The 22,779-nt window shown below is 33.3% G+C and carries 27 protein-coding genes; 16 read left to right on the top strand and 11 right to left on the bottom strand.

Annotation, left to right across the window (positions count from 1 at the left end; genetic code table 11):
• Positions 1 to 36: 36 nt before the first annotated feature.
• Complete coding sequence (locus C3L50_RS10355) at positions 37 to 612, bottom strand: sugar O-acetyltransferase (protein ID WP_103806099.1); 576 nt, start codon at positions 610 to 612, stop codon at positions 37 to 39.
• 40 nt (positions 613 to 652) lie between these two features.
• On the bottom strand, positions 653 to 1,111 hold the full coding sequence (locus C3L50_RS10350; protein WP_103806098.1) for a YciI family protein: 459 nt from the start codon (positions 1,109 to 1,111) through the stop codon (positions 653 to 655).
• Between the two features lie 175 nt (positions 1,112 to 1,286).
• Here C3L50_RS10350 and C3L50_RS10345 point away from each other — a divergent pair, with 175 nt between their 5' ends.
• The 8 genes from C3L50_RS10345 to C3L50_RS10310 all read left to right on the top strand — a co-directional run bounded on the left by C3L50_RS10345 (position 1,287) and on the right by C3L50_RS10310 (position 8,547).
• Positions 1,287 to 3,425, top strand: a complete 2,139-nt coding sequence (locus tag C3L50_RS10345; RefSeq protein ID WP_103806097.1) for a TonB-dependent receptor — start codon at positions 1,287 to 1,289, stop codon at positions 3,423 to 3,425.
• A gap of 123 nt (positions 3,426 to 3,548) precedes the next feature.
• Positions 3,549 to 4,169: a hypothetical protein gene (locus C3L50_RS10340; RefSeq protein WP_103806096.1), complete on the top strand. Its 621-nt coding sequence runs from the start codon at positions 3,549 to 3,551 to the stop codon at positions 4,167 to 4,169.
• 30 nt (positions 4,170 to 4,199) lie between these two features.
• On the top strand, positions 4,200 to 5,540 hold the full coding sequence (locus C3L50_RS10335) for a histidine kinase (RefSeq protein ID WP_165784000.1): 1,341 nt from the start codon (positions 4,200 to 4,202) through the stop codon (positions 5,538 to 5,540).
• Positions 5,541 to 5,558: 18 nt separating this feature from the next.
• Entirely contained in the window at positions 5,559 to 5,864 is a 306-nt protein-coding gene (locus C3L50_RS10330; protein WP_103806095.1) for a 2TM domain-containing protein, read from the top strand.
• Positions 5,865 to 5,880: 16 nt separating this feature from the next.
• Entirely contained in the window at positions 5,881 to 6,231 is a 351-nt protein-coding gene (locus C3L50_RS10325; protein WP_103806094.1) for a 2TM domain-containing protein, read from the top strand.
• A gap of 57 nt (positions 6,232 to 6,288) precedes the next feature.
• Entirely contained in the window at positions 6,289 to 7,047 is a 759-nt protein-coding gene (locus C3L50_RS10320; RefSeq protein WP_103806093.1) for a LytR/AlgR family response regulator transcription factor, read from the top strand.
• Positions 7,048 to 7,451: 404 nt separating this feature from the next.
• Positions 7,452 to 7,928 (top strand): TlpA disulfide reductase family protein, encoded by a 477-nt coding sequence (locus C3L50_RS10315; RefSeq protein WP_103806092.1) that lies wholly within the window; start codon positions 7,452 to 7,454, stop codon positions 7,926 to 7,928.
• 13 nt (positions 7,929 to 7,941) lie between these two features.
• Entirely contained in the window at positions 7,942 to 8,547 is a 606-nt protein-coding gene (locus tag C3L50_RS10310) for a thioredoxin family protein (protein ID WP_103806091.1), read from the top strand.
• Positions 8,548 to 8,602: 55 nt separating this feature from the next.
• Here the strand turns inward: C3L50_RS10310 and C3L50_RS10305 are convergent, their stop codons facing one another.
• From C3L50_RS10305 to C3L50_RS10280, 6 genes are all read right to left on the bottom strand, one after another.
• Positions 8,603 to 9,373 (bottom strand): CDP-alcohol phosphatidyltransferase family protein, encoded by a 771-nt coding sequence (locus tag C3L50_RS10305; protein ID WP_103806090.1) that lies wholly within the window; start codon positions 9,371 to 9,373, stop codon positions 8,603 to 8,605.
• A 57-nt stretch (positions 9,374 to 9,430) separates the two neighbouring features.
• Positions 9,431 to 9,946, bottom strand: a complete 516-nt coding sequence (locus C3L50_RS10300; RefSeq protein ID WP_133158873.1) for a hypothetical protein — start codon at positions 9,944 to 9,946, stop codon at positions 9,431 to 9,433.
• Between the two features lie 17 nt (positions 9,947 to 9,963).
• Positions 9,964 to 10,986 carry a COX15/CtaA family protein gene (locus C3L50_RS10295; RefSeq protein ID WP_103806088.1) on the bottom strand — a complete coding sequence of 341 codons (1,023 nt, stop codon included), beginning with the start codon at positions 10,984 to 10,986 and terminating at the stop codon, positions 9,964 to 9,966.
• A gap of 79 nt (positions 10,987 to 11,065) precedes the next feature.
• On the bottom strand, positions 11,066 to 12,484 hold the full coding sequence (locus tag C3L50_RS10290; RefSeq protein WP_103806087.1) for a CCA tRNA nucleotidyltransferase: 1,419 nt from the start codon (positions 12,482 to 12,484) through the stop codon (positions 11,066 to 11,068).
• Positions 12,485 to 12,545: 61 nt separating this feature from the next.
• On the bottom strand, positions 12,546 to 12,932 hold the full coding sequence (locus C3L50_RS10285) for a GxxExxY protein (RefSeq protein WP_103806086.1): 387 nt from the start codon (positions 12,930 to 12,932) through the stop codon (positions 12,546 to 12,548).
• A 107-nt stretch (positions 12,933 to 13,039) separates the two neighbouring features.
• Positions 13,040 to 13,609 carry an L-threonylcarbamoyladenylate synthase gene (locus C3L50_RS10280; protein WP_103806085.1) on the bottom strand — a complete coding sequence of 190 codons (570 nt, stop codon included), beginning with the start codon at positions 13,607 to 13,609 and terminating at the stop codon, positions 13,040 to 13,042.
• A 180-nt stretch (positions 13,610 to 13,789) separates the two neighbouring features.
• Between C3L50_RS10280 and C3L50_RS10275 the strand changes: the two genes are divergently transcribed.
• A complete protein-coding gene (locus C3L50_RS10275; protein ID WP_103806208.1) occupies positions 13,790 to 14,548 on the top strand; it encodes a lipopolysaccharide kinase InaA family protein in 759 nt (252 codons plus the stop codon).
• Positions 14,549 to 14,580: 32 nt separating this feature from the next.
• Here the strand turns inward: C3L50_RS10275 and C3L50_RS10270 are convergent, their stop codons facing one another.
• Positions 14,581 to 15,432: a glycosyltransferase gene (locus C3L50_RS10270; RefSeq protein WP_103806084.1), complete on the bottom strand. Its 852-nt coding sequence runs from the start codon at positions 15,430 to 15,432 to the stop codon at positions 14,581 to 14,583.
• Between the two features lie 186 nt (positions 15,433 to 15,618).
• On the opposite strand from C3L50_RS10270, the gene C3L50_RS10265 reads away from it, so the two are divergent.
• Positions 15,619 to 16,437: a glycosyltransferase family 2 protein gene (locus C3L50_RS10265; protein ID WP_103806083.1), complete on the top strand. Its 819-nt coding sequence runs from the start codon at positions 15,619 to 15,621 to the stop codon at positions 16,435 to 16,437.
• Positions 16,438 to 16,520: 83 nt separating this feature from the next.
• On the opposite strand, the gene C3L50_RS10260 is transcribed toward C3L50_RS10265, so the two are convergent.
• Positions 16,521 to 17,336 carry a 2,3,4,5-tetrahydropyridine-2,6-dicarboxylate N-succinyltransferase gene (locus C3L50_RS10260; protein WP_103806207.1) on the bottom strand — a complete coding sequence of 272 codons (816 nt, stop codon included), beginning with the start codon at positions 17,334 to 17,336 and terminating at the stop codon, positions 16,521 to 16,523.
• A gap of 98 nt (positions 17,337 to 17,434) precedes the next feature.
• Between C3L50_RS10260 and C3L50_RS10255 the strand changes: the two genes are divergently transcribed.
• Genes C3L50_RS10255 through ruvX form a run of 3 tightly spaced genes read left to right on the top strand, consistent with a single transcriptional unit; the run spans position 17,435 to position 18,357 of the window.
• Complete coding sequence (locus tag C3L50_RS10255) at positions 17,435 to 17,668, top strand: hypothetical protein (protein WP_103806082.1); 234 nt, start codon at positions 17,435 to 17,437, stop codon at positions 17,666 to 17,668.
• Positions 17,658 to 17,939 carry a type II toxin-antitoxin system RelE/ParE family toxin gene (locus C3L50_RS10250; RefSeq protein ID WP_103806081.1) on the top strand — a complete coding sequence of 94 codons (282 nt, stop codon included), beginning with the start codon at positions 17,658 to 17,660 and terminating at the stop codon, positions 17,937 to 17,939. The genes C3L50_RS10255 and C3L50_RS10250 overlap by 11 nt, the downstream gene beginning before the upstream one ends.
• A gap of 1 nt (position 17,940) precedes the next feature.
• Positions 17,941 to 18,357: a Holliday junction resolvase RuvX gene (ruvX, locus tag C3L50_RS10245; RefSeq protein WP_103806080.1), complete on the top strand. Its 417-nt coding sequence runs from the start codon at positions 17,941 to 17,943 to the stop codon at positions 18,355 to 18,357.
• Here ruvX and C3L50_RS10240 read toward each other — a convergent pair.
• A complete protein-coding gene (locus tag C3L50_RS10240) occupies positions 18,320 to 20,596 on the bottom strand; it encodes an FUSC family protein (protein ID WP_103806079.1) in 2,277 nt (758 codons plus the stop codon). The genes ruvX and C3L50_RS10240 overlap by 38 nt on opposite strands.
• 191 nt (positions 20,597 to 20,787) lie before the next feature.
• Here C3L50_RS10240 and def point away from each other — a divergent pair, with 191 nt between their 5' ends.
• The 3 genes from def to mazG all read left to right on the top strand — a co-directional run bounded on the left by def (position 20,788) and on the right by mazG (position 22,754).
• Positions 20,788 to 21,375 (top strand): peptide deformylase, encoded by a 588-nt coding sequence (gene def, locus C3L50_RS10235; protein WP_103806078.1) that lies wholly within the window; start codon positions 20,788 to 20,790, stop codon positions 21,373 to 21,375.
• A 51-nt stretch (positions 21,376 to 21,426) separates the two neighbouring features.
• A complete protein-coding gene (locus tag C3L50_RS10230; RefSeq protein ID WP_103806077.1) occupies positions 21,427 to 21,882 on the top strand; it encodes a DUF5606 family protein in 456 nt (151 codons plus the stop codon).
• 98 nt (positions 21,883 to 21,980) lie between these two features.
• Positions 21,981 to 22,754 (top strand): nucleoside triphosphate pyrophosphohydrolase, encoded by a 774-nt coding sequence (gene mazG / locus C3L50_RS10225; RefSeq protein ID WP_103806076.1) that lies wholly within the window; start codon positions 21,981 to 21,983, stop codon positions 22,752 to 22,754.
• Positions 22,755 to 22,779: the final 25 nt, after the last annotated feature.

Here is a 22,779-nt window from a genome sequence, read left to right as displayed (position 1 = left end):
GCGAAAACGCAGGTTATTGAGTTGATTTCCTGTTAATCAGTTGTGTTTTTCTAGGGTGCTATTGAGTTTTTTAATCACTTTTGCCGGATTTCCCACTGCCAAAGAATTGTCAGGAATATCTTTTGTAACCACCGAACCGGCTCCAATCACACAACCTTTTCCGATATTGACTCCTGGACAAATAACTGTGTTTCCGCCAATCCAGCAATCGTCTCCGATAGTAACAGACAATGCATTTTCGAGTGTTTTTCTTAACTCGGCTTCCAATGGATGATTGGCCGTGTAAATCTGAACATTGGGTGCAAAAAACACATTCGAACCTATTTTTATGGGTGCACAATCCAAAACCACACAATTCACGTTGAAATATACATTGTCGCCACAAACAATATTGTAACCATAATCACAATGAAACGGAGGTTCTATATAAAGATTGGTTCCAGCATTTGGAATTAATTCTTGAATTATTTCTCTAGCCTTTTTAGTTATTCTGTATTCAATGACGTTTAGTCGATGGAGCAAATTTTTGGCTTTTCTGCGTTCTTTTATTAAAACTGAATCACCTGCAAGATAATATTCTCCTGCAATCATTTTTTCTTTTTCGGTTTTCATAGTTGATTTTTTGGAAACAGAGAAATCATTTGGTTCAAAATTACATTTTAGGTTTGGTAATCTTATCGTGAATTTTCAATGTTTCCTGCAATGCCGCACTGCTGTACCAAAGCGTCAATTCGGCTTCAAGAAGATTGGCTTTTACGGCGGGGTCAGATGCTACTAAAAGGTTAGCATCGTCAATTGTTTCCACGTTGAAAATGTATAGCCCTCTATAATTCCTATCGTTTTTCATAAATGGTCCAGCCACAACCAACTTTCCTTCTTTGGCCAACCGACCGATGTTGGTCATATGACCTTCAAATAATTTTTGGGATTCTTCTTTTGTAGCCGTGGTATTGCTTCCTGTTTTCAACAAGCAAAACACGTATTTTTTCATTCCACGTTCGTCTGCATTAAGCGATTTGGCTAGTTTTTCGTCATAATTTGATGCAGTTTCTTGGGCAAATGACGCCAAGCCAAAAGACAACAATACCAATAAAAAGATTGATTTTTTCATTTTTTTGAAATTTTAAGAATAAACAAATTTAAGTTTTTAAAGGACTAAATCTTCGAATCTATAGTCATTTTTAAACGTCTTTACAACTCATCCCCAAAATTCTACAGTTCAGTTAACTTAAATTCCAATATTCTAATGGTTGAAATACATTTGCTTCATCAAAAAAACTAAACCGATGAAGACATTTTTATCCATAGCCCTTTTCTTTTGTTCGATTATTTCTTTTTCGCAAACCACGATCTCAGGAAAAATTGTGGACGAAAAGAACAAACCCGTTCCCAATGCCAACATTTATATCGATGGAACTTATGATGGTGCAACATCCGATGATAAAGGAGATTTTAGTTTTATAACGACTGCCGTTGGAAATCAAAATTTGGTCATTAGTGCTTTGTCATTTGAGACGAAAAGCCTACCAATTGTTGTAGAAAATTTTAAAAACCAAACCCTACAATTAAAACCGAGTTCTACCCAACTAAACGAAGTTTTAATCACGGCTGGAACGATGGAATCGGGAGGGAAATCGAGAGTTTCGGTATTGAAACCTTTGGATATTTTGACTACTGCAGGAAATCCGGGCGATATTGTTTCTGCTTTCAAAACTTTGCCAGGTACACAAGTGGTTGGCGAAAGTGGTAAACTTTTTGTACGTGGAGGTGAAGCAAACGAAACCCAAACCTTTGTCGATGGAATTCGGGTGGCGCAACCTTATCTTCAAACGGCAAATAATGTGCCTACAAGAAGTACTTTTTCGGCAATGCTTTTCAAAGGAACTACTTTCTCAACAGGAGGTTATTCGGCTGAATATGGTGAGGCGCTTTCGAGTGTTTTGTTGATGAATACCATCGACGAACCCGATTTAGAGAAAACAGATGTTGGTGTAATGTCTGTTGGTGCAAGTCTCGGAAATACCCAAAAATGGAAGAATAATTCCTTGAGTGTGAACACCAGTTACATCAATTTACAGCCGTATCAAACTTTGTTGCCCGACAATATCGAATGGATTAAACCTTATGAATCTTTTGGTGGAGAAACCGTTTTTAGACAGAAATTAGACAGAGGATTGCTAAAGTTTTATGCTTCCTATACCGCAGCCAATTTCGATTTGAAGCAAGACGATGTTAATTATCCCGATAAATTGCGTACCCAAAACAAGAATAATAATTTGTATTCAAACCTTTCTTATAAAGGCGGTTTTGGCGACAATTGGAACATTTTTGCAGGAATTAGTTTTGCCAAAAGTCGCAATAGCGGGATTTTCGATGTTTATAATTACGATGCTTCTGAAAATGCCAGTCATTTGAAGCTGAAATTGATCAAACCCATTTCGGATAAAATAAAAACCAGTTTTGGTGTCGATTATTTTTACACCAATTTTTCAGAATTGGTAACCAATTTCAAAAGTGGATACAATTCGAATATTCTTGCCGCATATTCAGAAACCGATTTTTTTATTGCCAGCAATTTAGTGGCAAAAGTAGGTTTCCGATTTTCGAAAAACTATCTGTTGAACGAAAATTCGATAGCGCCAAGATTAGCTTTGGCGTATAAAGTGGCCAAAAATCAGCAATTCTCTATGGCTTACGGAACTTTTGAACAAGCACCCAAAAACGATTACCTTAAATACAGCACTAATTTGAAGGCCGAAAAAGCCCAACATTATATTTTGAACTATGAATTCAATAAAGACAAACAGGTTTTTAAAGCCGAAATCTATTATAAAAGCTATGATAATTTGGTGAAATATGACACTAAATCGCCTGTATATAGCAGCAATTTCAGCAACAACGGAACCGGTTATGCCAAAGGTTTAGAGCTGTATTGGAGAGACAACAAGAACATCAAAAATCTGGAATATTGGATTTCGTATTCTTATATTGATACGGAACGGAATTACGCCAATTTTCCAAATCAAGCTACCCCAAGTTTTGTTGCCGATCACACCGCTTCTTTGGTAACCAAATATTGGATTCAAGATTGGCGTTCGCAAATCGGAGCTACTTATACTTTCAGTTCCGGAAGGCCGTACAACAATCCCAACGAAACGGTTTTTATGGACGGAAAAACAAAAACCTACAACAATTTGAGCGTGAATTGGGCTTATTTAATTTCGCCTCAAAAAATACTTTTCTTCTCGGTAACTAATGTGGCTGGAATCAAAAATGTGTATGGATACAATTATGCCAATACACCCAATTCAGCAGGGATTTATGAAAGCCAAGCTATTGTTCCCACTGCCGACCGATTCTTTTTTGTGGGTTTCTTCTGGACGATAAGCAAGGACAAAAAGACAAATCAGTTGGAGAATTTATAATCCATTCAATTTAAATACAATTCATCCCCAAATTTCAACAGTTCAGTCAAAGTAAATTTCAAAACCCTTATAACCAACATAAATTTGTTCAAGAAATAAATAATCAATTAAAATTTAGAAATTATGACAAAAATTATTATCGCCATCGTATTTTTTATTACCAGTTTAGTGTCGGCTCAAGGACAGTTTGAGCAAGGAATGGGAAAAGCGTTCCAACTTTGGGGCGAAGGAAAAAACACCGAAGCATCGGCTCTATTCGAAAGAATTGCGGCTGCCGAAAAAACATCTTGGTTGCCTAATTATTATGTGGCTTTGGTAAATACAACAACTGCTTTTGGCACAAAAGACAAGGAACAAATCAATTTGTTATTGACCAAAGCACAAAACGCTTTAGACGTTGAATTAATAAAAGCACCCAACAATCCAGAACTTTTGGTGATGCAAGCCATGATTCACACGGCTTGGATTGCTTATGACCCAATGACCAACGGACAAAAATTGTCTGGAACTGTAATGGGATTGTATGCCAAAGCAGAAGCTATTGCTCCAGAAAACCCAAGAGTTGTTTTCGGAAAAGCCGAATTTGAAATTGGAGGAGCTAAATTTTGGGGAAAAGATACCAAACCTATGTGTGTTCAAATTGAAAAAGCTATTGGACTTTTTGCTACTTTTAAGCCAGAAACAGCATTCTCTCCAAAATGGGGATTGGAAAGAGCGGAAGCAGCTCTGAAAAATTGTAAATAATTTAGTGATTGAAATTAAAGAATTCTGATAATGAAAAACGATTACGTTAAAGAATTACCAAAAGCATTTTTTATTGGCTTGACTATTTTTGGAGTACTAAATCTTATTCGATTTTTTAATGGAAATAGCATTGCTCTTGACGATAAATGGGTTGTAATGTTTTTATATACAATGCTTTATAGTTTTGTATTGCATTTGGCTAATACTTATTTGTTTTTGTTTTTGGATAAAATTTTTAGCAACGAACGTTTTTCGAAAAGAAGAATAATCATCGGTTTTGTTTCTTCTTTTTTTCTGTCGCTTTTCGTGATTTTTTTGTTGAGACTTTTCATTAACATCCTAATAGAAAAACAATCTTTTCTTGCTTTTATTGCCAACGAGAGTGCTTCCGATTATATCGTGGCTTCGATTTTTACTTTTGTGGTGTTGCTGATAGTCCATTTTGTTTATCTCTACAAAGGGTATCAAGAGAACAAAGTCAAAGAACAAAAAATCATTGCAGGAACGGCAAATGCTAAATTTGAAAGTCTGAAAAACCAAATAGATCCGCATTTTCTATTTAATAGTTTGAATGTTTTGAGTTCCTTGATTGAAGAAAATCCCGAGAATGCGCAGCGATTTACGACTTCTTTGTCCAAGATTTACCGTTATGTTTTGGAGCAAAAAGATAAGGAATTGGTTTCTATAGGAGAGGAGTTAGCTTTCGCCAAAACCTATATGAACTTGTTGAAAATGCGCTTCGAGAATAGCTTGTTTTATGAATTGCCAGCAACTATTCCAAATCTGGAAGCCAAGGTAGTTCCACTTTCATTACAGCTTTTATTAGAAAATACTGTAAAACACAATGTGGTTAGCGAACAACGACCCTTGCACATTCGCATTTTTTTGGAGGGAGATTATCTAGCCATTCAAAATGATTATCAAAAGAAGGAAGTCTTGCAAGACAGACAAGGTGTAGGCTTGCAAAACATCATCAATCGATACGGAATTATTACCAATCGAAAGGTATTAATTGAACAGAACGAGCAGACGTTTACGGTCAAAATACCAGTTTTAACCAAACAAATAGCCATTATGGAAATAGCAACAAGTTACAGCGAAAATACAGCTTATTATAGAGCTAAAAAAAGAGTGGAAGAACTCAAAGGATTTTATGGGAATTTAATTTCATACTGCTGTGTGATTCCTTTTTTAATTTTTATCAATTTAAAGTTTTCTCCGCATTTCCAATGGTTTTGGTTTTCAGCTGCAGGTTGGGGATTCGGACTTTTGATGCACGCTTTCAAGGTTTTTGGATACAGTTCTAATTGGGAAGAACGTAAAATTCAAGAAATCTTGAAAAAAGAGGAAAACAAACAAAATTGGAAATAATTTTAATTATTAGAAATAATGGAAAATAAATATCTAGAAGAAGAGCGTTATTATAAAGCAAGAAAAAGGGTAGAAGAAATCAAGGGATTTTACGGAAACTTAATCGCTTATGTCATTGTTAATATTGGCCTGATGGTTATTAATCTGCTCACTTCGCCAGCTTATTTATGGTTTTTTTGGCCAATGCTGGGTTGGGGAATAGGAGTACTTTTTCACGGAATGAAAGTCTTTAATTACATGCCTTTTTTTGGAAAAGAATGGGAAGAACAAAAGATTAAAGAGTTTATGGATAAAGAAGAACAGTCCAAAAAGACTTGGGAATAATTTAATAAAAATAGAAATGAGACGATCAAGAAGAATGTTTAATGAGTACCAATCAGAAAATTTTAATCCAGACGAACGTTATGCTTTGGCTTATAAAAGAGTGAAAAGAATCAAGAGTTTTTACATTCACGCATTGGTGTATGTTTTGATAAACACATTCATAATTTTCAGAAACTATTACGGTGGTACTCATGACAATGAAAATTTTTGGACTTGGGTCAACTTTAATACAGCACTTTTTTGGGGAATTGGTTTACTAGCTCATGGATTATCTGTTTTTGGTAGCACTATCTTTTTTGGACAAAATTGGGAAGAAAAGAAAATCCAAGAGTTTATGGATAAAGATAAAAATCAAAAATGGGAATAAAGAGGAGTGACCAGTGTTCGTCACAGTATTCAGTTTTAAAAATCTTAAACCAAATTTATGAATGTAATTATTATCGAAGACGAAAAACCAGCAGCAAGATTATTGCAACGCAAACTCGAAAAGCTCCAAATTGAAGTAGGAGTGATGTTGCATTCAGTAGAAGAATCTATCGAATGGTTTTCTAAAAATGAACATCCCGATTTGATCTTTTTGGATATCCAATTATCGGATGGTTTGTCATTTGAAATTTTTGAAAAAGTGGACATAAAAAGTGCCATAATTTTTACTACAGCTTATGATGAATATGCGTTAAAAGCATTCAAATTAAACTCGATTGATTACCTCTTAAAACCCATCGACGAAGACGATTTGGAAGTGGCAATTTCTAAATTTAAAATACGTTTGCCCAAGCCGGAAAATACTCTTCAATTGGATTTCGAACAAATCAAAAAAATGTTCCAAAATCCATTTGACAAAAATTTCAAAACGCGGTTCACGGTCAAAATAGGGCAGCATCTCAAAGTGATTTCTACTGATGAAATCGAATGTTTTTTTAGCGAAAATAAAGGAACTTATCTTCACACTTTCGACAACAGAAATTATTTGATTGAATCTACTTTGGAAGTTTTAGAACAGGAATTAGATCCTAAACAATTTTATAGAATCAGCCGGAAATTTATCGTTCCATTAAAGTCAATTAAGGAAATTGTGGTCTATAGCAACTCTCGTTTAAAAGTAATTTTGCCTACTTATAAAGAAGATGAAGTGGTTGTAAGTCGCGAAAAAGTGGCAGATTTCAAGGCATGGATTGGGTGATTTTTTATTTAAATTTTAAAATGATGTAATCGTATGTAAAAATACTGGTGTTTAATGTTTTAAATGATTGATATAGATTTAATCTATTGGTGTTTTTAAGTGTTAATTGTTGTTTTGATGGGGCGAAAACTAAATTTTATTTCTGAAAGAATCGAAAGATATTCAGCTTCTATAAACGACTGTATTGATTACTTTTATTTTTACAGGAATTGCTTCTTTTGTTCTTGCAAAATTTAAATCATGTGTAGGGATTTTGAAAAGTATTGGCCAATCTCAAATTGAAAAACGGAATCGTAAAGATTGATTTTTTTAATGCAACAACTGATAATTTTTTGTTAATCGTTCCCGTGAAATTAGATTAAGATTGTACCTTCGTTTGATTGGTAATTCTTAATTTTTTTTGGATGAAATATATACTTTGTTTTAGTTTTTTGTTTTTACTTTCGAATACAATTCAAGCTCAAAACGTAGCCGTTTTTGATAATTATTCGAGCTTGAAAAAGGAAATTTTGAGCGATAAAAATACCATTTATGTAGTCAATTTTTGGGCCACTTGGTGTGGACCTTGCGTGAAAGAATTACCCCGTTTTGAGCAATTAAATTCCGAAAATAAAAACATAAAAGTGGTGCTTGTAAGTTTGGATTTTAAGAATACATTAGAGTCAAAATTGAAGCCTTTTTTGAAGAAAAAAAACATCAAATCTGAGGTTGTTTTGCTCACAGATACCGACTATAATTCTTGGCTTCCACAGGTTGATAAAGAGTGGTCTGGATCTATTCCTGCAACATTAATTATAAAAAACGGACAGCAATTTTTTGCCGAAAAAATCTTTTCTAGTTATACCGAACTCAATCAATATGTAAATAAATTTACGAATTAAATCACTTTTTAGTATGAAAAAATTAGCTTCACTTTTAGTATTAACTGCAGTTTTTGTTGTGTCAGGTTTTGCAACTGATGTACCAACACCCTACAAAATTGGCGATAAAGCCACCGATTTTAGATTAAAATCCGTTGACGGAAAGATGTATAGTATGGCTGATTACAAAGACGCAAAAGGCTTTATAGTTGTTTTTACTTGCAATCATTGTCCTTTTGCCGTTAAGTATGAAGATCGAATTAATGATTTGTCCAAAAAATACAAGTCAAAAGGATATATTTTGTTAGCGATTAATCCAAATGATCCCGCTTTAGAGCCTACTGATAGTTATGAATTGATGAAAGTTAGAGCCAAAGAAAAAGGGTTTGCTTTCCCGTATTTATTCGATGACGGTCAAAAAATATATCCACAATATGGCGCTACCAAGACGCCACACGTGTTTTTATTAGATAAAAATCAGATTGTAAAATACATTGGAGCTATTGATGACAACGTGGATAGTGCTGCTGATGTAAAGGAAAAATACCTTGAAAATGCCATTGCAGCTTTAGAAAGCGGTAGAACACCTTCGCCAGAAACTACAAAAGCTATAGGTTGTTCGATTAAAGCCAAGAAATAATTTATCTCAATTAAATTTATAAAAAGAGTAAAAACAAGTTCGTTTTTACTCTTTTTTATTTTATAAATACCTTTCTTATTCCTATAAAAACAAAGATTAGAATGGAGTAGGAAATGAAAAATGGAACTATCATTTCTATCCATCCCAAAGAAAGCATAATAGCAATAATTAACAATTGAAACCCTAATCCAAAAAAAGAAATGAAGGTCATAAACCAGTTTGGGATCGTTTTTACTTTATAAGCATCGCTATCTAAAACGTGAATTATTTTGTCAAAAAGACCGTAAACGAGGGTGTAAATTTTAAACAATATATCAACTGCTTTTTGGGTTTCTCCAGGCAATGCTTGAGGTGATTGGTCTTCAAAAATTTTACTCGTTTTGTCGCCTCCTGCTGAATTGTGTCTTAAAATCAGATAGTAATAATTGTATAAAGTGCCTTGCAATTGAATGCAAAAAAAGGCAATTAGTGTCATTCCTAATGATGTTTTTGAAGCGAAACAAATTGTTCCAAAAAACAAAAAATTCAGAATAATGTCAAAAACACTGTCCAAGTATCTTCCAACATAAGAAGGCGTGTTTTTAATTCTGGCTAATTCGCCATCGACAGCATCAATAATAGATTTCAAGATGATAAAAAAGCTGGCTAAAAAATAGTGATTTTGTAAAATGCAGTAAATGGCAATCAAGCCACAAACTCCAAAAGCCAATGTGACGTGAATTGGTGTGAATCGGGTATTTTTTAACCCATTGGCAAACAGTTTTGCAAGAGGTCTTCCGTAATCGGATAAATCCAAGAATTTATCTTTGGCAGCAAGTTTAGACATTTATAGATGTTAAACAAAAGGATGCGACAATATAGTCAGTAGTAAAAATAGTGAAAATTATTCGATTGCAGCATCAATTTCAATAGCTCCATTAATCCATTCTGAGTTTATTTTGATAGATTCTTCTGGATTTATAAAAGTGATTTTGGCGACTTTTTTTATTTTTTCGTTAATGTTATAAGTATAAATGTATTTGTACAATTCATCATAAGGTTGGTTTTTGCTCTTTGGATTGTCATTGATAACTCCAATTCTCAGCAAATCTTCTGGTGTTTTTATTTTTCCTTTTAAAGGAGAATTTTCGATGTTATTTTTATAAAAAGTATCCAATATGAATTTTTTGTTCGTTATGACAATCACTCCTGAATTCGAGCCATATTTTTTGCATACTAGCGAATCTTTATAAACGGTTAAAGAGGAAATGTCATTTGGATTCATCTTCTCCATAAGGTCTTTATGATCTTCCATAAAACCTATTTTTTGGGCATCAACAACAATCAATGGATTCATTTTTGATTGTGCAAAAAGACTTGATACGAATAATATGGAGAATAAGAACAATAGTTTTTTCATAATTTTATTTTAAACCGTTATTTCGCCAAGCGATGTAAAGTATAAGTCATAGCCGTCAACAAGAAGAAAGCCATTATTTGATGTGTCAATCCCAACCAAAGCGGAACGCTGTATAGCAAAGTAAAAACACCTAAACCGAATTGTAAAAACACCATAACTACCAGAGCGGTGATTCCTGATTTTTGGTCTTTTGTTAAGTCGAATTTATGACTTTTAAAAGCTAAAAAGAGTATCATTCCCACTACAATGTATGCCATTGTTCGGTGAACAAACTGAACGCCACTTTTGCCTTCGGTCAATCTTAATAACCAAGAATCTTTTTCTAATAGAACACTTTCGTGAAGAAACTGCCCATCACTCATCAATGGCCAATGGTTGTGAATCAAGCCAGCATTTAAACCCGCTACGAAACCACCATAAATAATTTGAATTAACAGAAAAACCAAAGCATATCGAGCAATATTTCTTAGTGGTAAAACAGGAGTGTTTCTTTCTGGATAAATCAAATCCAAGGCCACCCAAAGCGTGTAAGCAAAAGTGATAAATGCAAAAGTCAGGTGTAAGGAAAGTCTAAAATGGCTCACATCTGGATTGTCAATTAGTCCGCTGCGAACCATAAACCAACCTAAAAAACCTTGCAATGCACCCATTCCGAGAAGGACCACACATTTTTTGATGGTTTCAGATGAAAGCCGTTTTTTGATTAGAAAATAGATGAAAGGAATTAGGAATACCATTCCAATAATTCTTCCGATAAAACGGTGAAACCATTCCCAGAAATAGATGAATTTATAATCCTCAAGTGTAAAATTATTGTGAATATTTATTTTTTTGTATTCCGGAAATTGCTTGTAGCGCTCGAATGTTTCTTGCCATTTGGCTTCTGTCAAAGGAGGGAAAGTATCGGTTACCAAATGCCAGTCGGTCATTGAAAGTCCCGAATTAGTCAAACGGGTAATCCCGCCAACCACAACCATTACAAACACTAAGAAACAACCTGAAAGTAGCCAGATTATTACGGATTTATTTTTATTTTTCATTTCTTTCTAAAAATATTTTGCAAAATTATTGATAAGCTTATGAATTCCAACTTCAATAAAAGTTAATCTAAAGCCAAGTTTAATCTATTTTTTTTAATCCTAATTTAGCTCCTCTTTTCAAAACAAAATCAAAAGCAGCTTGATATTCATTCGGGATTTCGCCTTCTAAAATAGCTTCTTTCACGGCTTCTTTCAAAATTCCAATTTCACGAGAAGGTTGCAAATTGAAAATAGCCATAATTTCTTCGCCAGAAATGGGCGGTTGAAAATTTCGAATGCTGTCACGTTCTTCCACTTCCACGATTTTCTTGCGGACAATCTCGAAATTCTGGTGGTATTTTTTGAATTTGTTCGGATTTTTGGTAGTGATGTCGGCTTCGCACAAAGTCATCAAGCTTTCTACATCTTCGCCGGCATCAAAAACTAGGCGACGAACGGCCGAATCCGTTACCAAATCTTGCGAAAGTACAATAGGTCTCGAACTCATCATCACCATTTTTTGCACAAATTTCATTTTATGGTTCAACGGCATTCGTAATCTTTCGAAGATTTTCTTGGCCATTTTTCCGCCAAGGAATTCGTGCCCGTGAAACGTCCAACCTTGTTTTTTGTTGAAGCGTTTGGTGGGTGCTTTGCCAATGTCGTGCAACAATGCTGCCCAGCGCAACCAAACATCGTCCGTATTGGGACAAATATTATCAACTACTTCCAGCGTATGGTAAAAGTTGTTTTTATGCGTTTGTCCTTCAATTTCTTCTACTTGATTCAAAGCTGTTAATTCGGGAAGAATAATATCTAAAAGGCCAGTTTTGTACAACAGTAAAAATCCAACAGAAGGTTTGTCGGTCGAAAGAATTTTATTCAATTCATCCACAATTCTTTCACCAGAAATAATCTTGATTCGTTCTGCGTTTTTGGTAATCGAATTCAAAGAATTTGCTTCAATTTCAAAACCCAATTGGGTCGCAAAACGAATTCCTCTGAGCATTCGCAAAGGATCGTCGGAGAATGTTATGTCTGGATCGAGTGGTGTTTTGATGTTTTTGTTTTTCATATCTTCCAATCCGTTGAAAGGGTCTAACAAATTACCAAAATTGTTTTCGTTTAGCGATAAAGCCAATGCATTGATGGTAAAATCCCGACGATTTTGGTCGTCTTCCAAAGTTCCGTTTTCCACGACAGGATTTCGACTGTCGTGAGTGTACGATTCTTTTCTGGCACCAACAAATTCGATTTCGGTGTCTTCAAAACGCAACATTGCCGTTCCATAAGTTTTAAAAACCTGGACTTTTGGTTTGTTGGGCAATAATTCCGAAACTTTCAAGGCGAGTTCAATGCCGCTGCCCACAGCAACCACATCGATGTCTTTTTTGAAATCTCGACCAAGAAGTAAATCTCTCACGAAACCACCAATCACATAACTATCAACGTTAAGTTCTTGTGAAGCTTGAGAAATAACTTCGAATATTTTATTATTTAGGGCTTGTTTGTAATTCATATTTTATTTGCCACGAATTTAGCGTTTTTGTGAACGAAGGTTTTTACCGCAAATTCGCAAATTATTTTTTAGAATCTATTATTCGATTGTATTCTAAAGATACTAAATTGAAATTAGCAAGTATTGCCAATTTGTTTTTAGATACTTTTAAGTAATTTATACTTTGGTTATAATGACTGTTGTTAAAACAATCAACGGTTTTTATTTCGAGAATGATTTTATCGTAAACTACAAAGTCTGCGTAAAATTTATGCTTTAGAATGGTGTCTTTGTAATTAACAGAAAACTCTTTTTCTCTTTGGTATGGAATATTTTGTTCTTGAAATTCATATTCAATAGCATCTTTATATACTATTTCAGAAAATCCTTTGCCAAGATGTTTATGGACTTCTAATAGTATTCCAACAATTTTATAACTTTCATCCTTATATAAATATTCGTCTTCCATATAAACTAAAAATAATTTGCGAATTTGCGGTTAAAAAAATGTGGCTACCCTATTAATTAGTGTATTCTCCCGAAAATAATAAAAAAATAATCTGCGGCAAAAAAAAACTATTTCCTAATCACTTTTACCTGCGAATCGCTTGTCAATTTGATGATTGTTGATGGCTTTCCGTTAATTTTATCTTGGTGCAAATTTACAACATAGTCCACGCCTTTTATAATTTCGGGGCTAATATCTTTGAAGGCAATAGGAGTGGGCAGCCCCGAGATGTTGGCCGAGGTGGAAACCAATGGTTTTTTCATTCGTTCCATTAGTTTAAAACAGAATGGTTCTTTCACAATTCGGATTCCCAGCGTTTTATCGGTGGGAATTAAATTGGCTGCTACATTTCTAGGATTGTCAAGAATTAGTGTGGTTGGTTTTTCGGATAAATCGATAATTTGCCAAGCTACTTCTGGAATGTCTTTGAAGACGTTGTACATCATTTTCTCGCCATTCATCAAGCAAATCATACTTTTAGAATCATCACGTTGTTTGAGTTTGTAGATTTTTGCCACGGCTTCAGCATTGGTAGCATCGCAACCAATTCCCCAAACGGTGTCGGTTGGATAGAGGATAATTCCGCCTTGTTGTATTATTTCGAAAGCTTTGTGTATTTCTTCGTTAAGATTTTCCATTTTTTTTATTTAGAATTGGATAGTCGTAATCAGGAGTACAAAGAAACGAATAATAATTTTGTATTTACCATATCATTTGACTGTAAACAGTGTTTTTGAACTCTAAAAAAACAAGTAAAATATTCTTGATTTTTTACAATAGGAATGACTTATCTTTGTTTCTCTAAAATTGAATTAGAAATGATTTTAAAAATTGACTCGCATTTTGAAAAATATGCATCAAGTTTGTTGCAAATAGTTGAAAATTTTAAAACTTCGGGGCTTCTTTTTGGCGATGGAAAGCGGAATACCATAAAACTTTTTGAGTTTGAAGACTTGACGGTTAACATAAAATCGTTTAAAATTCCTCATCTTTTTAATCGAGTTGTTTATCAATATTTTCGAAAGTCAAAGGCCAGAAGATCTTATGAATATGCCAATGCTTTGTTGAAAAAAGGAATTGGTACACCACAACCTATTGCTTATTTTGAAAATTCAAGTTGGTTGGGTTTAAAAGATAGTTATTATGTAAGTGAACATCTTGAGGTGGATTTGACATTTAGAGAGTTAGATATACAACCGGATTATCCAGATCACGAAAATATATTACGACAGTTTACTCGTTTTTCTTTCGATTTACACGAAAAAGGCATAGAATTTTTAGACCATTCGCCAGGAAATACTTTAATAAAAAATGGAATTAATGGCAATTACAGTTTTTATTTAGTTGATTTGAATAGAATGAATTTTGATAAATCTTTGGATTTTGAAAAGAGAATGAAAAATTTGAGTCATTTAACTGCAAAAAAAGAGATGATTAGGGTTATGAGTGATGAATATTCAAAACATTATTCAAATAAAACACCAAAAGAAATCTTTGAAAAAATGTGGTTTGAAACACAAAAATTTAAAACGAGTTTCGATAAAAAGAAACGTTTGAAAAAAGCATTTAAATTTTAGCTAGTTGACTAATAAAACAAGATATTTTCAAATTATTTGTACTTGTAAATTCCAATATTTTTTTTAAATTTCTTACTTAAAAAATTAAAATCAACTTTAATTTTATTTAAAAAACTTAAAAATTTCCATTGCGAATAAGGAATTTGCTCTTTTGATATTAGTGTATCAAGGTTTTCAGATACCACAAAATTTATTTTAATGTCTTCCCATTTTACATCTCCATAACCATCAAATTGATTGACTTTGTTTTTTGCGTGAATTATAGACAACCACAATCGTTCATGGGTAATTTGTGTAATTCGATTTTCTTTTTTCCATTGAGCATGATTAGAAAACCATACCGTTTTCGGATTCTTGTTGAGCTCAATTAGGCTAATAAAAGGATTGAAAAGATGTTCTTTTTTTCCTAAAATATAGTTTGGTGCAATCTGTAAAGTATAACCTTTGATGACATCAATAGCCTGAAAGTTTTGTGAACTAAATTGATTTTGAATTTCGTTTATGAAATTTTTATGCAGACAATCGTCATTATCGATTCGAGACGTAATTATATGGGGAAAATTAACAGAAGAGTTGGCTATAAATTCTTGAATTTTTGGATAAAATTCGGGCATACCATCTATAAATAAAGCTTTGAAATTTGCATATTTAGATAGAATAAATTCGATTCTTTTTTTGAATTTTTCAGGAGTTGTTGTGTCAAAATAGAGTAACCAAGTGAAGTTCTTATTTGTTTGAGCTGCAACTGATGGTAAACAAAAATTTTCAAAAAGATACATACGATCTTCCATCCATTCGTCATTTAATAACGTTTCATTGTTTTTTGTTAAGTTCCATTCGGAATTTCGAAGATTGAATCTAGTTATTAAATAATGTGCAAACATTTAAAATTTATTTAAGTCAAAAGTACTAAAATATACAAACTCTCAAAATTTTATTGGTATTTTTGTTTCGCCTATTTTGAGTGTTAAATTTAAGATTAATTCCTTAAAAATTCAAAAAAGAAAAAAATATGTGAAAGATTTGTTTTAATTAAAAAATCTATTTCACATCAAAAAAAAACAATATTTATGAAAGCATCAGTAATAATGAGTACCTATAATGCTGAGGAATGGCTCGAAAAAGTTATTTGGGGTTTTAGTGTACAAACTGATACCGATTTTGAAATTATCATTGCAGATGATGGTTCTGGTCCTAAAACTAAAGAGTTATTAGAAAAGTTGAGAAAAGAAATCGATATTCCAATTATTCATGTGTGGCAAGAAGATGCTGGATTTCAAAAATCTCAAATTTTAAATAAAGCAATTCTAGCTTCTAATTCTGATTATTTGATTTTTACAGATGGTGATTGTATCCCTAGAAAAGATTTTATATCGGTTCATTTGAATTATAGAGAAAAAGGTTATTTTTTATCTGGAGGCTATTTTATGTTGCCTATGAATGTATCTATGGCTATTACTAAGCATGACATAGTGGAGCAAAATTGTTTTAATACAAAATGGCTTATTGAAAAAGGGTTGAAAAAGTCTTTTAAAACAGCAAAATTAAATTCCTCAGGTTTTTGGAGTCGTTTTTTTAACTTCATTACTCCAACAAAAGCCACTTGGAATGGGCATAATGCTTCGGGTTGGAAAGAGGATTTGTTGTTTATAAATGGGTTTAATCAAGAAATGCAGTACGGTGGTCAAGATAGAGAGTTAGGGGAAAGACTTGTCAATAAAGGTTTGAAATCAAAACAAATTCGCTACAGTGCCATTGTAATTCATTTGGACCACGCTCGAGGGTATGTTAATGAAGAAACTTGGCGTAAAAATTTTGCTATTCGAGAAAATACAAGGAAAAACAAAGTCGTTAAAACGGCTATTGGCATTGATTCAAATCTAAAATAGTTTTTTACTATCAACTGAATAAAAAAAATCCCAATTGATTCAACAATTGGGATTTGGATTTTAAAATATTTAGAATTTAAATATTATACCGCTACATCATATTCTCTCAACGCATTATTTAATGATGTTTTCAAATCGGTTGAAGGTTTACGAGTTCCGATAATCAAGGCACAAGGCACTTGGTAATCTCCAGCTGCGAATTTTTTAGTATAACTTCCAGGAATTACCACCGAACGAGCAGGAACAAATCCTTTTCTCTCCACAGGAGTTTCTCCAGTAACATCTATAATTTTTGTAGAAGCAGTCAAACAAACATTTGCTCCAAGAACGGCTTCTTTACCTACGTGAACACCTTCAACAATGATACAACGTGAACCAATGAAAGCGCCATCTTCAATAATTACTGGTGCAGCTTGCAATGGTTCTAAAACACCACCAATTCCAACTCCGCCAGAAAGGTGAACGTCTTTACCAATTTGCGCACAGCTACCAACAGTTGCCCAAGTGTCCACCATTGTTCCAGCATCAACATAAGCACCAATGTTTACGTAACTTGGCATCATAATTACACCACTAGAAATAAATGAACCATAACGGGCAGAAGCTCCAGGAACCACGCGAACTCCTTTTTCAGCATAATCTCTTTTTAGCAACATTTTGTCGTTGTATTCGAAGATTCCAGCTTCCCAAGTTTCCATTTTTTGAATTGGGAAATACATTACAACAGCTTTCTTTACCCATTCGTTTACTTGCCAACCTTCGCCAACTGGCTCTGCAACACGTAAATTTCCTTTGTCTAATAATTCGATAACGGCTCTAATAGCGTCAGTAGTTTTGGTTTCTTGCAACAAAGCACGGTTTTCCCAAGCTTGTTCTATAATGGATTGTAATTCGTTCATTTTTGTTAAATTTTTGGCAAATATACCATTTTTAGCCAAAAGCAAAAAGTTAAATCGAATGGAAAATGTTATATATTTGTAATATTAAATTTCGAATTATGGAAACTATCAGATTAGAATTTCAACCCAACATCAAAGCCAAAATTTTGGAATTATTGAGTTCGTTTTCTTCGGATGAATTGAAAATTGTTCAGGAAAGACCAACTTTTGAAGATGAAAAAAGAATGCTTCAGTCTAGAATTGATAAAATTAATGATGGAACTGCGGTGTATTCTACTTTTGAGGAGCTAGATATTCTATTAGAAGAAACAATATCAAAATATGAGGATTAAATTAACTATTGAATTTAATTATGATTTGAAAGATATAGTTGATTTTATTTCAAAAGATAAACCTGTTGCTGCAAGGAAATTTAAAATTGAATTAATAAAAAAGATACAAAAAGATTTGAAACAACCTTTTTTATTCAAAAAATCAATTTATTTTGAAGACGAGAATATAAGAGATTATGTTTTTAAAGGTTACACAGTTGTTTTTAAAGTTGAGAATGATCTTGAAACTGTTTTAGTTGTGGCAATTTTGAAACACAAAAAATCATTTTAAAATGCCTAGAATACTCGCCATAGATTACGGACAAAAACGAACAGGAATAGCCGTTACCGATGAATTGCAAATCATTGCTTCGGGTTTGACCACCATTCCTTCAAGTGAAGCTATCCCATTTTTGAAAGACTATTTTTCGAAAGAAAAAGTGGAAGCTGTGCTTATTGGCGAACCCAAACAAATGAACGGCGAACCTTCTCAAAGTGCTTCCATCATTAAAGGATTTGTGACACATTTTACCAATCATTTTCCGGATATGAAAGTTATCAGGGTGGATGAACGTTTTACTTCAAAAATGGCGTTCCAATCAATGATTGATAACGGAATGAAAAAAAAACAACGTCAAAACAAAGCCCTAATTGACGAAATTTCGGCAACCATTATGCTTCAGGACTATTTGACCCGAAAAATGTTTTAAGCGTATTGTTTTCGGGTTGTTTTTCAGCTTTTAATAAGTTTTTTGTGGTTTTAAGAATGTTTTCTGATAAATTAGTTAGCCAAACCAATTGCTCAATCACTAGTTGAGCTTCCTGCATCTTGAGTTTAAATTCTTGACTATTAATAACATCTCCTTGTCTTAATTCTTTTTCCCTAATATTTTTCAATTCGATAAAGCTGTTATTAAAGGTGTCGTCAATTGGCGCATCAATTTCGTTTGGTTGATTCTCTTCTTTCAAAAGGGAAATAGCAGCATCCAGATTTTTGATTATTTTATCGAATACGACGTTAAAAGCCTCAGAAGCTTTGGTCGTTTTATGAGATTGCGTATAGGTTCCTAGCGAAGCAGCCGAGGAAAGTAAAGCATTATTTATTACGGTGAATTTATATACTTGCTGCAATTTGTCCTGTCTTGATTTGGGTTCTTGCAACATTCGTTGAAAAGACGCCATCATATTACCAATTTCTATAAAAGATTGATTTCTAGCTAGTCTGTATTCTTGATTAATGCCTTGTTTATTATTGTAGAGAATTGAAATTTGTTTCAAATAGTTTTTATTGGCTTCAATAGAGTTTTTGATATTTTCATTGGTATTTAAGGATTCCCAATACGGCCATAAAAAATGATTGGCTAAAATTGCTAAAATGGCTCCAACAAAAGTGTCTAAAACACGATACAGAATAATATTGCCATCACTTGGATTTAAAATTGCAAAAATAAAGATGACATGTAAAGTAATGAAGGAAGTCCCAATTTTATAATTGGAAGGATTGAAGGTAAGTCCTAAGATTAAAAAAAGAATGGTTAGTGTGGCAAGAATTGGTGTGCTTGGTTCAAAAGTTAAAACTGCAAAACCCAAAACACCTCCGATGAGCGTTCCTATAAAACGGTTTAAGGTTCTTTCTTTTGTCAATCCATAACCAGGGCGCATAATTACTACTATGGTCAATAATATCCAATAGACATTTTCAAACGGAAGGACTTTGCCGATTATTAAACCTATTAATAAGGTGGTGGTGATTCGTAATGAATGTCTAAATTCAAGCGAAGAAAAACTGAAATTTTCAACCAAAGTATTTAGCGGATAATATTGAGAGATGCTTAATTTTTCTAAATCTTTATCTCTTCCTTTAAGGTCTTTTAGCTTTACAGTTGTGGTATAAGCACGCTCCAAAGTCTTTATTTTTTCAACTTGTTTTTCAGCATAATGCAGCATATTCGAAAGCATATGCACTCCTTCTGAAGCCTCTGCTTCTCCAAGTGTTTTTTCATAATCAGCTATGGCAAATTCAAAAGCAAATAAATTTTCGACCAAATTATTTTTTTGAATGTATTGCTTTCTCTTCTTTATTTTTTTGGATAAAGATTTTAAATTTTTAGCCAAATTATAAGCCAGACTTTGGTAAGTCATTAAGACCTTTGGATGAGCATCAAATTTTTGGTGCAATTTATTATGATCAAAAGAGGTTGATACCGCCAATTCCATTATTTCTACCAAGGAAATAAAGGCCAAAAGCAATTTTCTGTTTTGATGCGAAGAGCCATAATCGGTTCGGTTTCGAACTAGAACTTCTCTAATATTTTCGTGAATATCATTCAATTCGACCTGTAGGACCAATTGTTTTCGGGTAATTTCTTTTCTATCCGAATCCAATTGCCATAAATCGCCTCTTAATTTCAAATACTTCGATGTCAATTTTATACATTCAACAATTTGTAATTCGGTATAGCGATGCGGATTGATATAATAAAAAAGGATAGATATTAGAAGATAAAATAAACCTCCAGCTAATAAAAAACCAGAGTGTTCTAGCATATCCAAACCTTTGTGTATGTGTGCAAATGAAATGCTGATTATCATTAATGCCGCAAAAGAAACCATCGTAGCGCGTTGTCCGTAAACAGCAAGCATGGATAATATGAAAACTAGAATGGCAAATATGGGGTAAAAAAGAAAAGGATAAGGATAAGTGGCGTTGATTAATAAATTGACTCCAGCAAGTATAAATACCGTTACAAGCAAGCCATTTATTTTATGTTTTAAGTTACTTGGGGTGTCTGTCGGAAATGTAAATAAAGCACCAATTGCCATTGTCAAACCCACTTCTAAATTACCTAGATAGGAAAATAAGAATGCAGGTATAATGGCAGAAAGAACTACTTTGATCGCATTATGCAAATTAGTGCCAATAGTAAAGTCCTTTATTTTTGGTATCATAAATAGTTTAGATTGATTGCAAAGGTAAGAATTGTGGTATATTATATCGGTATGTAGGGTTTAGATTTCTAAAGTAAATTTAATTATTAATATAGGATATATTGAATGCATATTTTTTTACTACTTTTGCGGACTGAATTTTAAATAATCGATTTAGAATTTGCAGTAGATAATACTTTAATACAAAATTAATGATTTTACCAATTGTAGGATATGGCGATCCCGTTTTAAGAAAGGTAGGAGAGGAGATTACTCCAGAATATCCAAACCTAAAAGAAACTATTGCAAACATGTATGAAACGATGTATAATGCTTATGGCGTTGGACTTGCAGCTCAACAAGTAGGTTTGAACATTCGTCTTTTTGTAATTGATACAACACCTTTTGGAGAAGATGAAGATTTGCCATTAGAAGTACAAAGCCAATTAATAGGCTTTAAAAGAACTTTTATTAATGCCAAAATGTTGAAAGAAGAAGGCGAATTATGGAGTTTTAACGAAGGTTGCCTCAGTATTCCAGATGTTCGCGAAGAGGTTTATAGAAACGAAAGAATCACAATTGAGTATTGCGATGAAAATTTCAATGTAAAAACTGAAGTTTTTGATGGACTTATTGCTCGTGTAATTCAACATGAGTACGATCATATCGAAGGGATTTTGTTTACCGATTTGATTTCGACACTAAAAAGGCAATTAAATAAAAAGAAATTGCAAAATATTATGGATGGCAAAGCTAGACCTGATTATAGAATGAAATTTTGCAATAAAAAGGGAAGATAGGAAAGTATTCAGTTTCTCAAAAAATAAATAAAAACATATAATTTATAAAAAATGAATTTAGAAAAAATATTATCAATTTCTGGAAAACCAGGTTTATATGCATTAAAAGTTCAAACTCGAACAGGATTTTTGGCAGAATCATTAGTTGATGGAAAAAAAATATCAGTAAGCTTGAAAGTAAACGTGAGTTTATTGTCTGAAATTTCAATTTACACTGTCAATGAAGAAAAACCTTTAACTGAAGTGATGCGCAATATTGCCATCAAAGAAAATGAAGGTCCAGCCATTTCACACAAAGAAGACAACGCCACTTTGATGGCTTATTTTTCAGAAATTCTTCCAGAATACGATTCAGAAAGAGTGTATCCTTCAGATATTAAAAAAGTATTAAATTGGTATAATTTGCTTCAATCAAAAGGTTTAGTTTCTAAAGAAGAACCAAAAATTGAAAATGCCGAAGAAGTTTTAGAGAAAGTTGTGGAAGAAGTTACTTCTGAAAAGGAGTAAGCTAAAAAGCAAAAGTTGTAAACTTTAATTTTATATTTTAATCCTGTCAAGATGTTATTCCTGACAGGATTTCTTATTTTTACAAAAACTAAAACACCATGAATTCCAAACAAAGTCAACTTCTAGCCTTCGAACGATTATTGAACATTATGGACGATTTGCGCGAAAAATGTCCTTGGGATAAAAAGCAAACACTCCAAACGTTAAGGCATTTAACCATAGAAGAAACCTATGAATTGGGCGACGCTATTTTGGACAATGATTTGAACGAAGTCAAAAAAGAGTTAGGCGATTTGTTGTTGCACATTGTTTTTTATGCCAAAATAGGAAGTGAAACCAACGATTTCGACATTGCCGATGTGTGTAACGAAATTTGCGAAAAGCTCATTCACCGCCATCCACATATTTACAGTGATGTTGTGGTAAAAGACGAGGAAGAAGTCAAGCAAAACTGGGAGAAACTCAAACTAAAAGAAGGTAAGAAATCCGTTCTAGAAGGTGTGCCAAGAAGTTTGCCAGCATTGGTAAAAGCCAGTCGAATTCAGGACAAGGTAAAAGGTGTCGGTTTTGATTGGGAAGAACCGCATCAGGTTTGGGATAAAGTGCAAGAGGAATTAGCTGAACTTCAAGTTGAGGTCGAAGCCGGAAATCAGGATAAAATGGAATCCGAATTTGGAGACGTTTTGTTTTCGATGATAAACTACGCTCGATTTTTAAACATCAATCCCGAAGACGCTTTAGAGCGAACCAACAAAAAATTCATCAAAAGATTTCAATATCTGGAAAGCAAAGCAGGAGAATTAGGCAAACCCTTAATGGATATGACTTTGGCAGAAATGGATGTTTTTTGGAATGAAGCTAAGAAATTGTAATTTTCGGACGCTATAGATTGATCTA

Origin of the sequence: Flavobacterium alvei (assembly GCF_002920895.1) — a bacterium.
Taxonomy (GTDB): Bacteria; Bacteroidota; Bacteroidia; order Flavobacteriales; family Flavobacteriaceae; genus Flavobacterium; species Flavobacterium alvei.
Note: the sequence above shows the minus strand (reverse complement) of the source record. Positions and strands in the feature narration are given on the sequence as shown.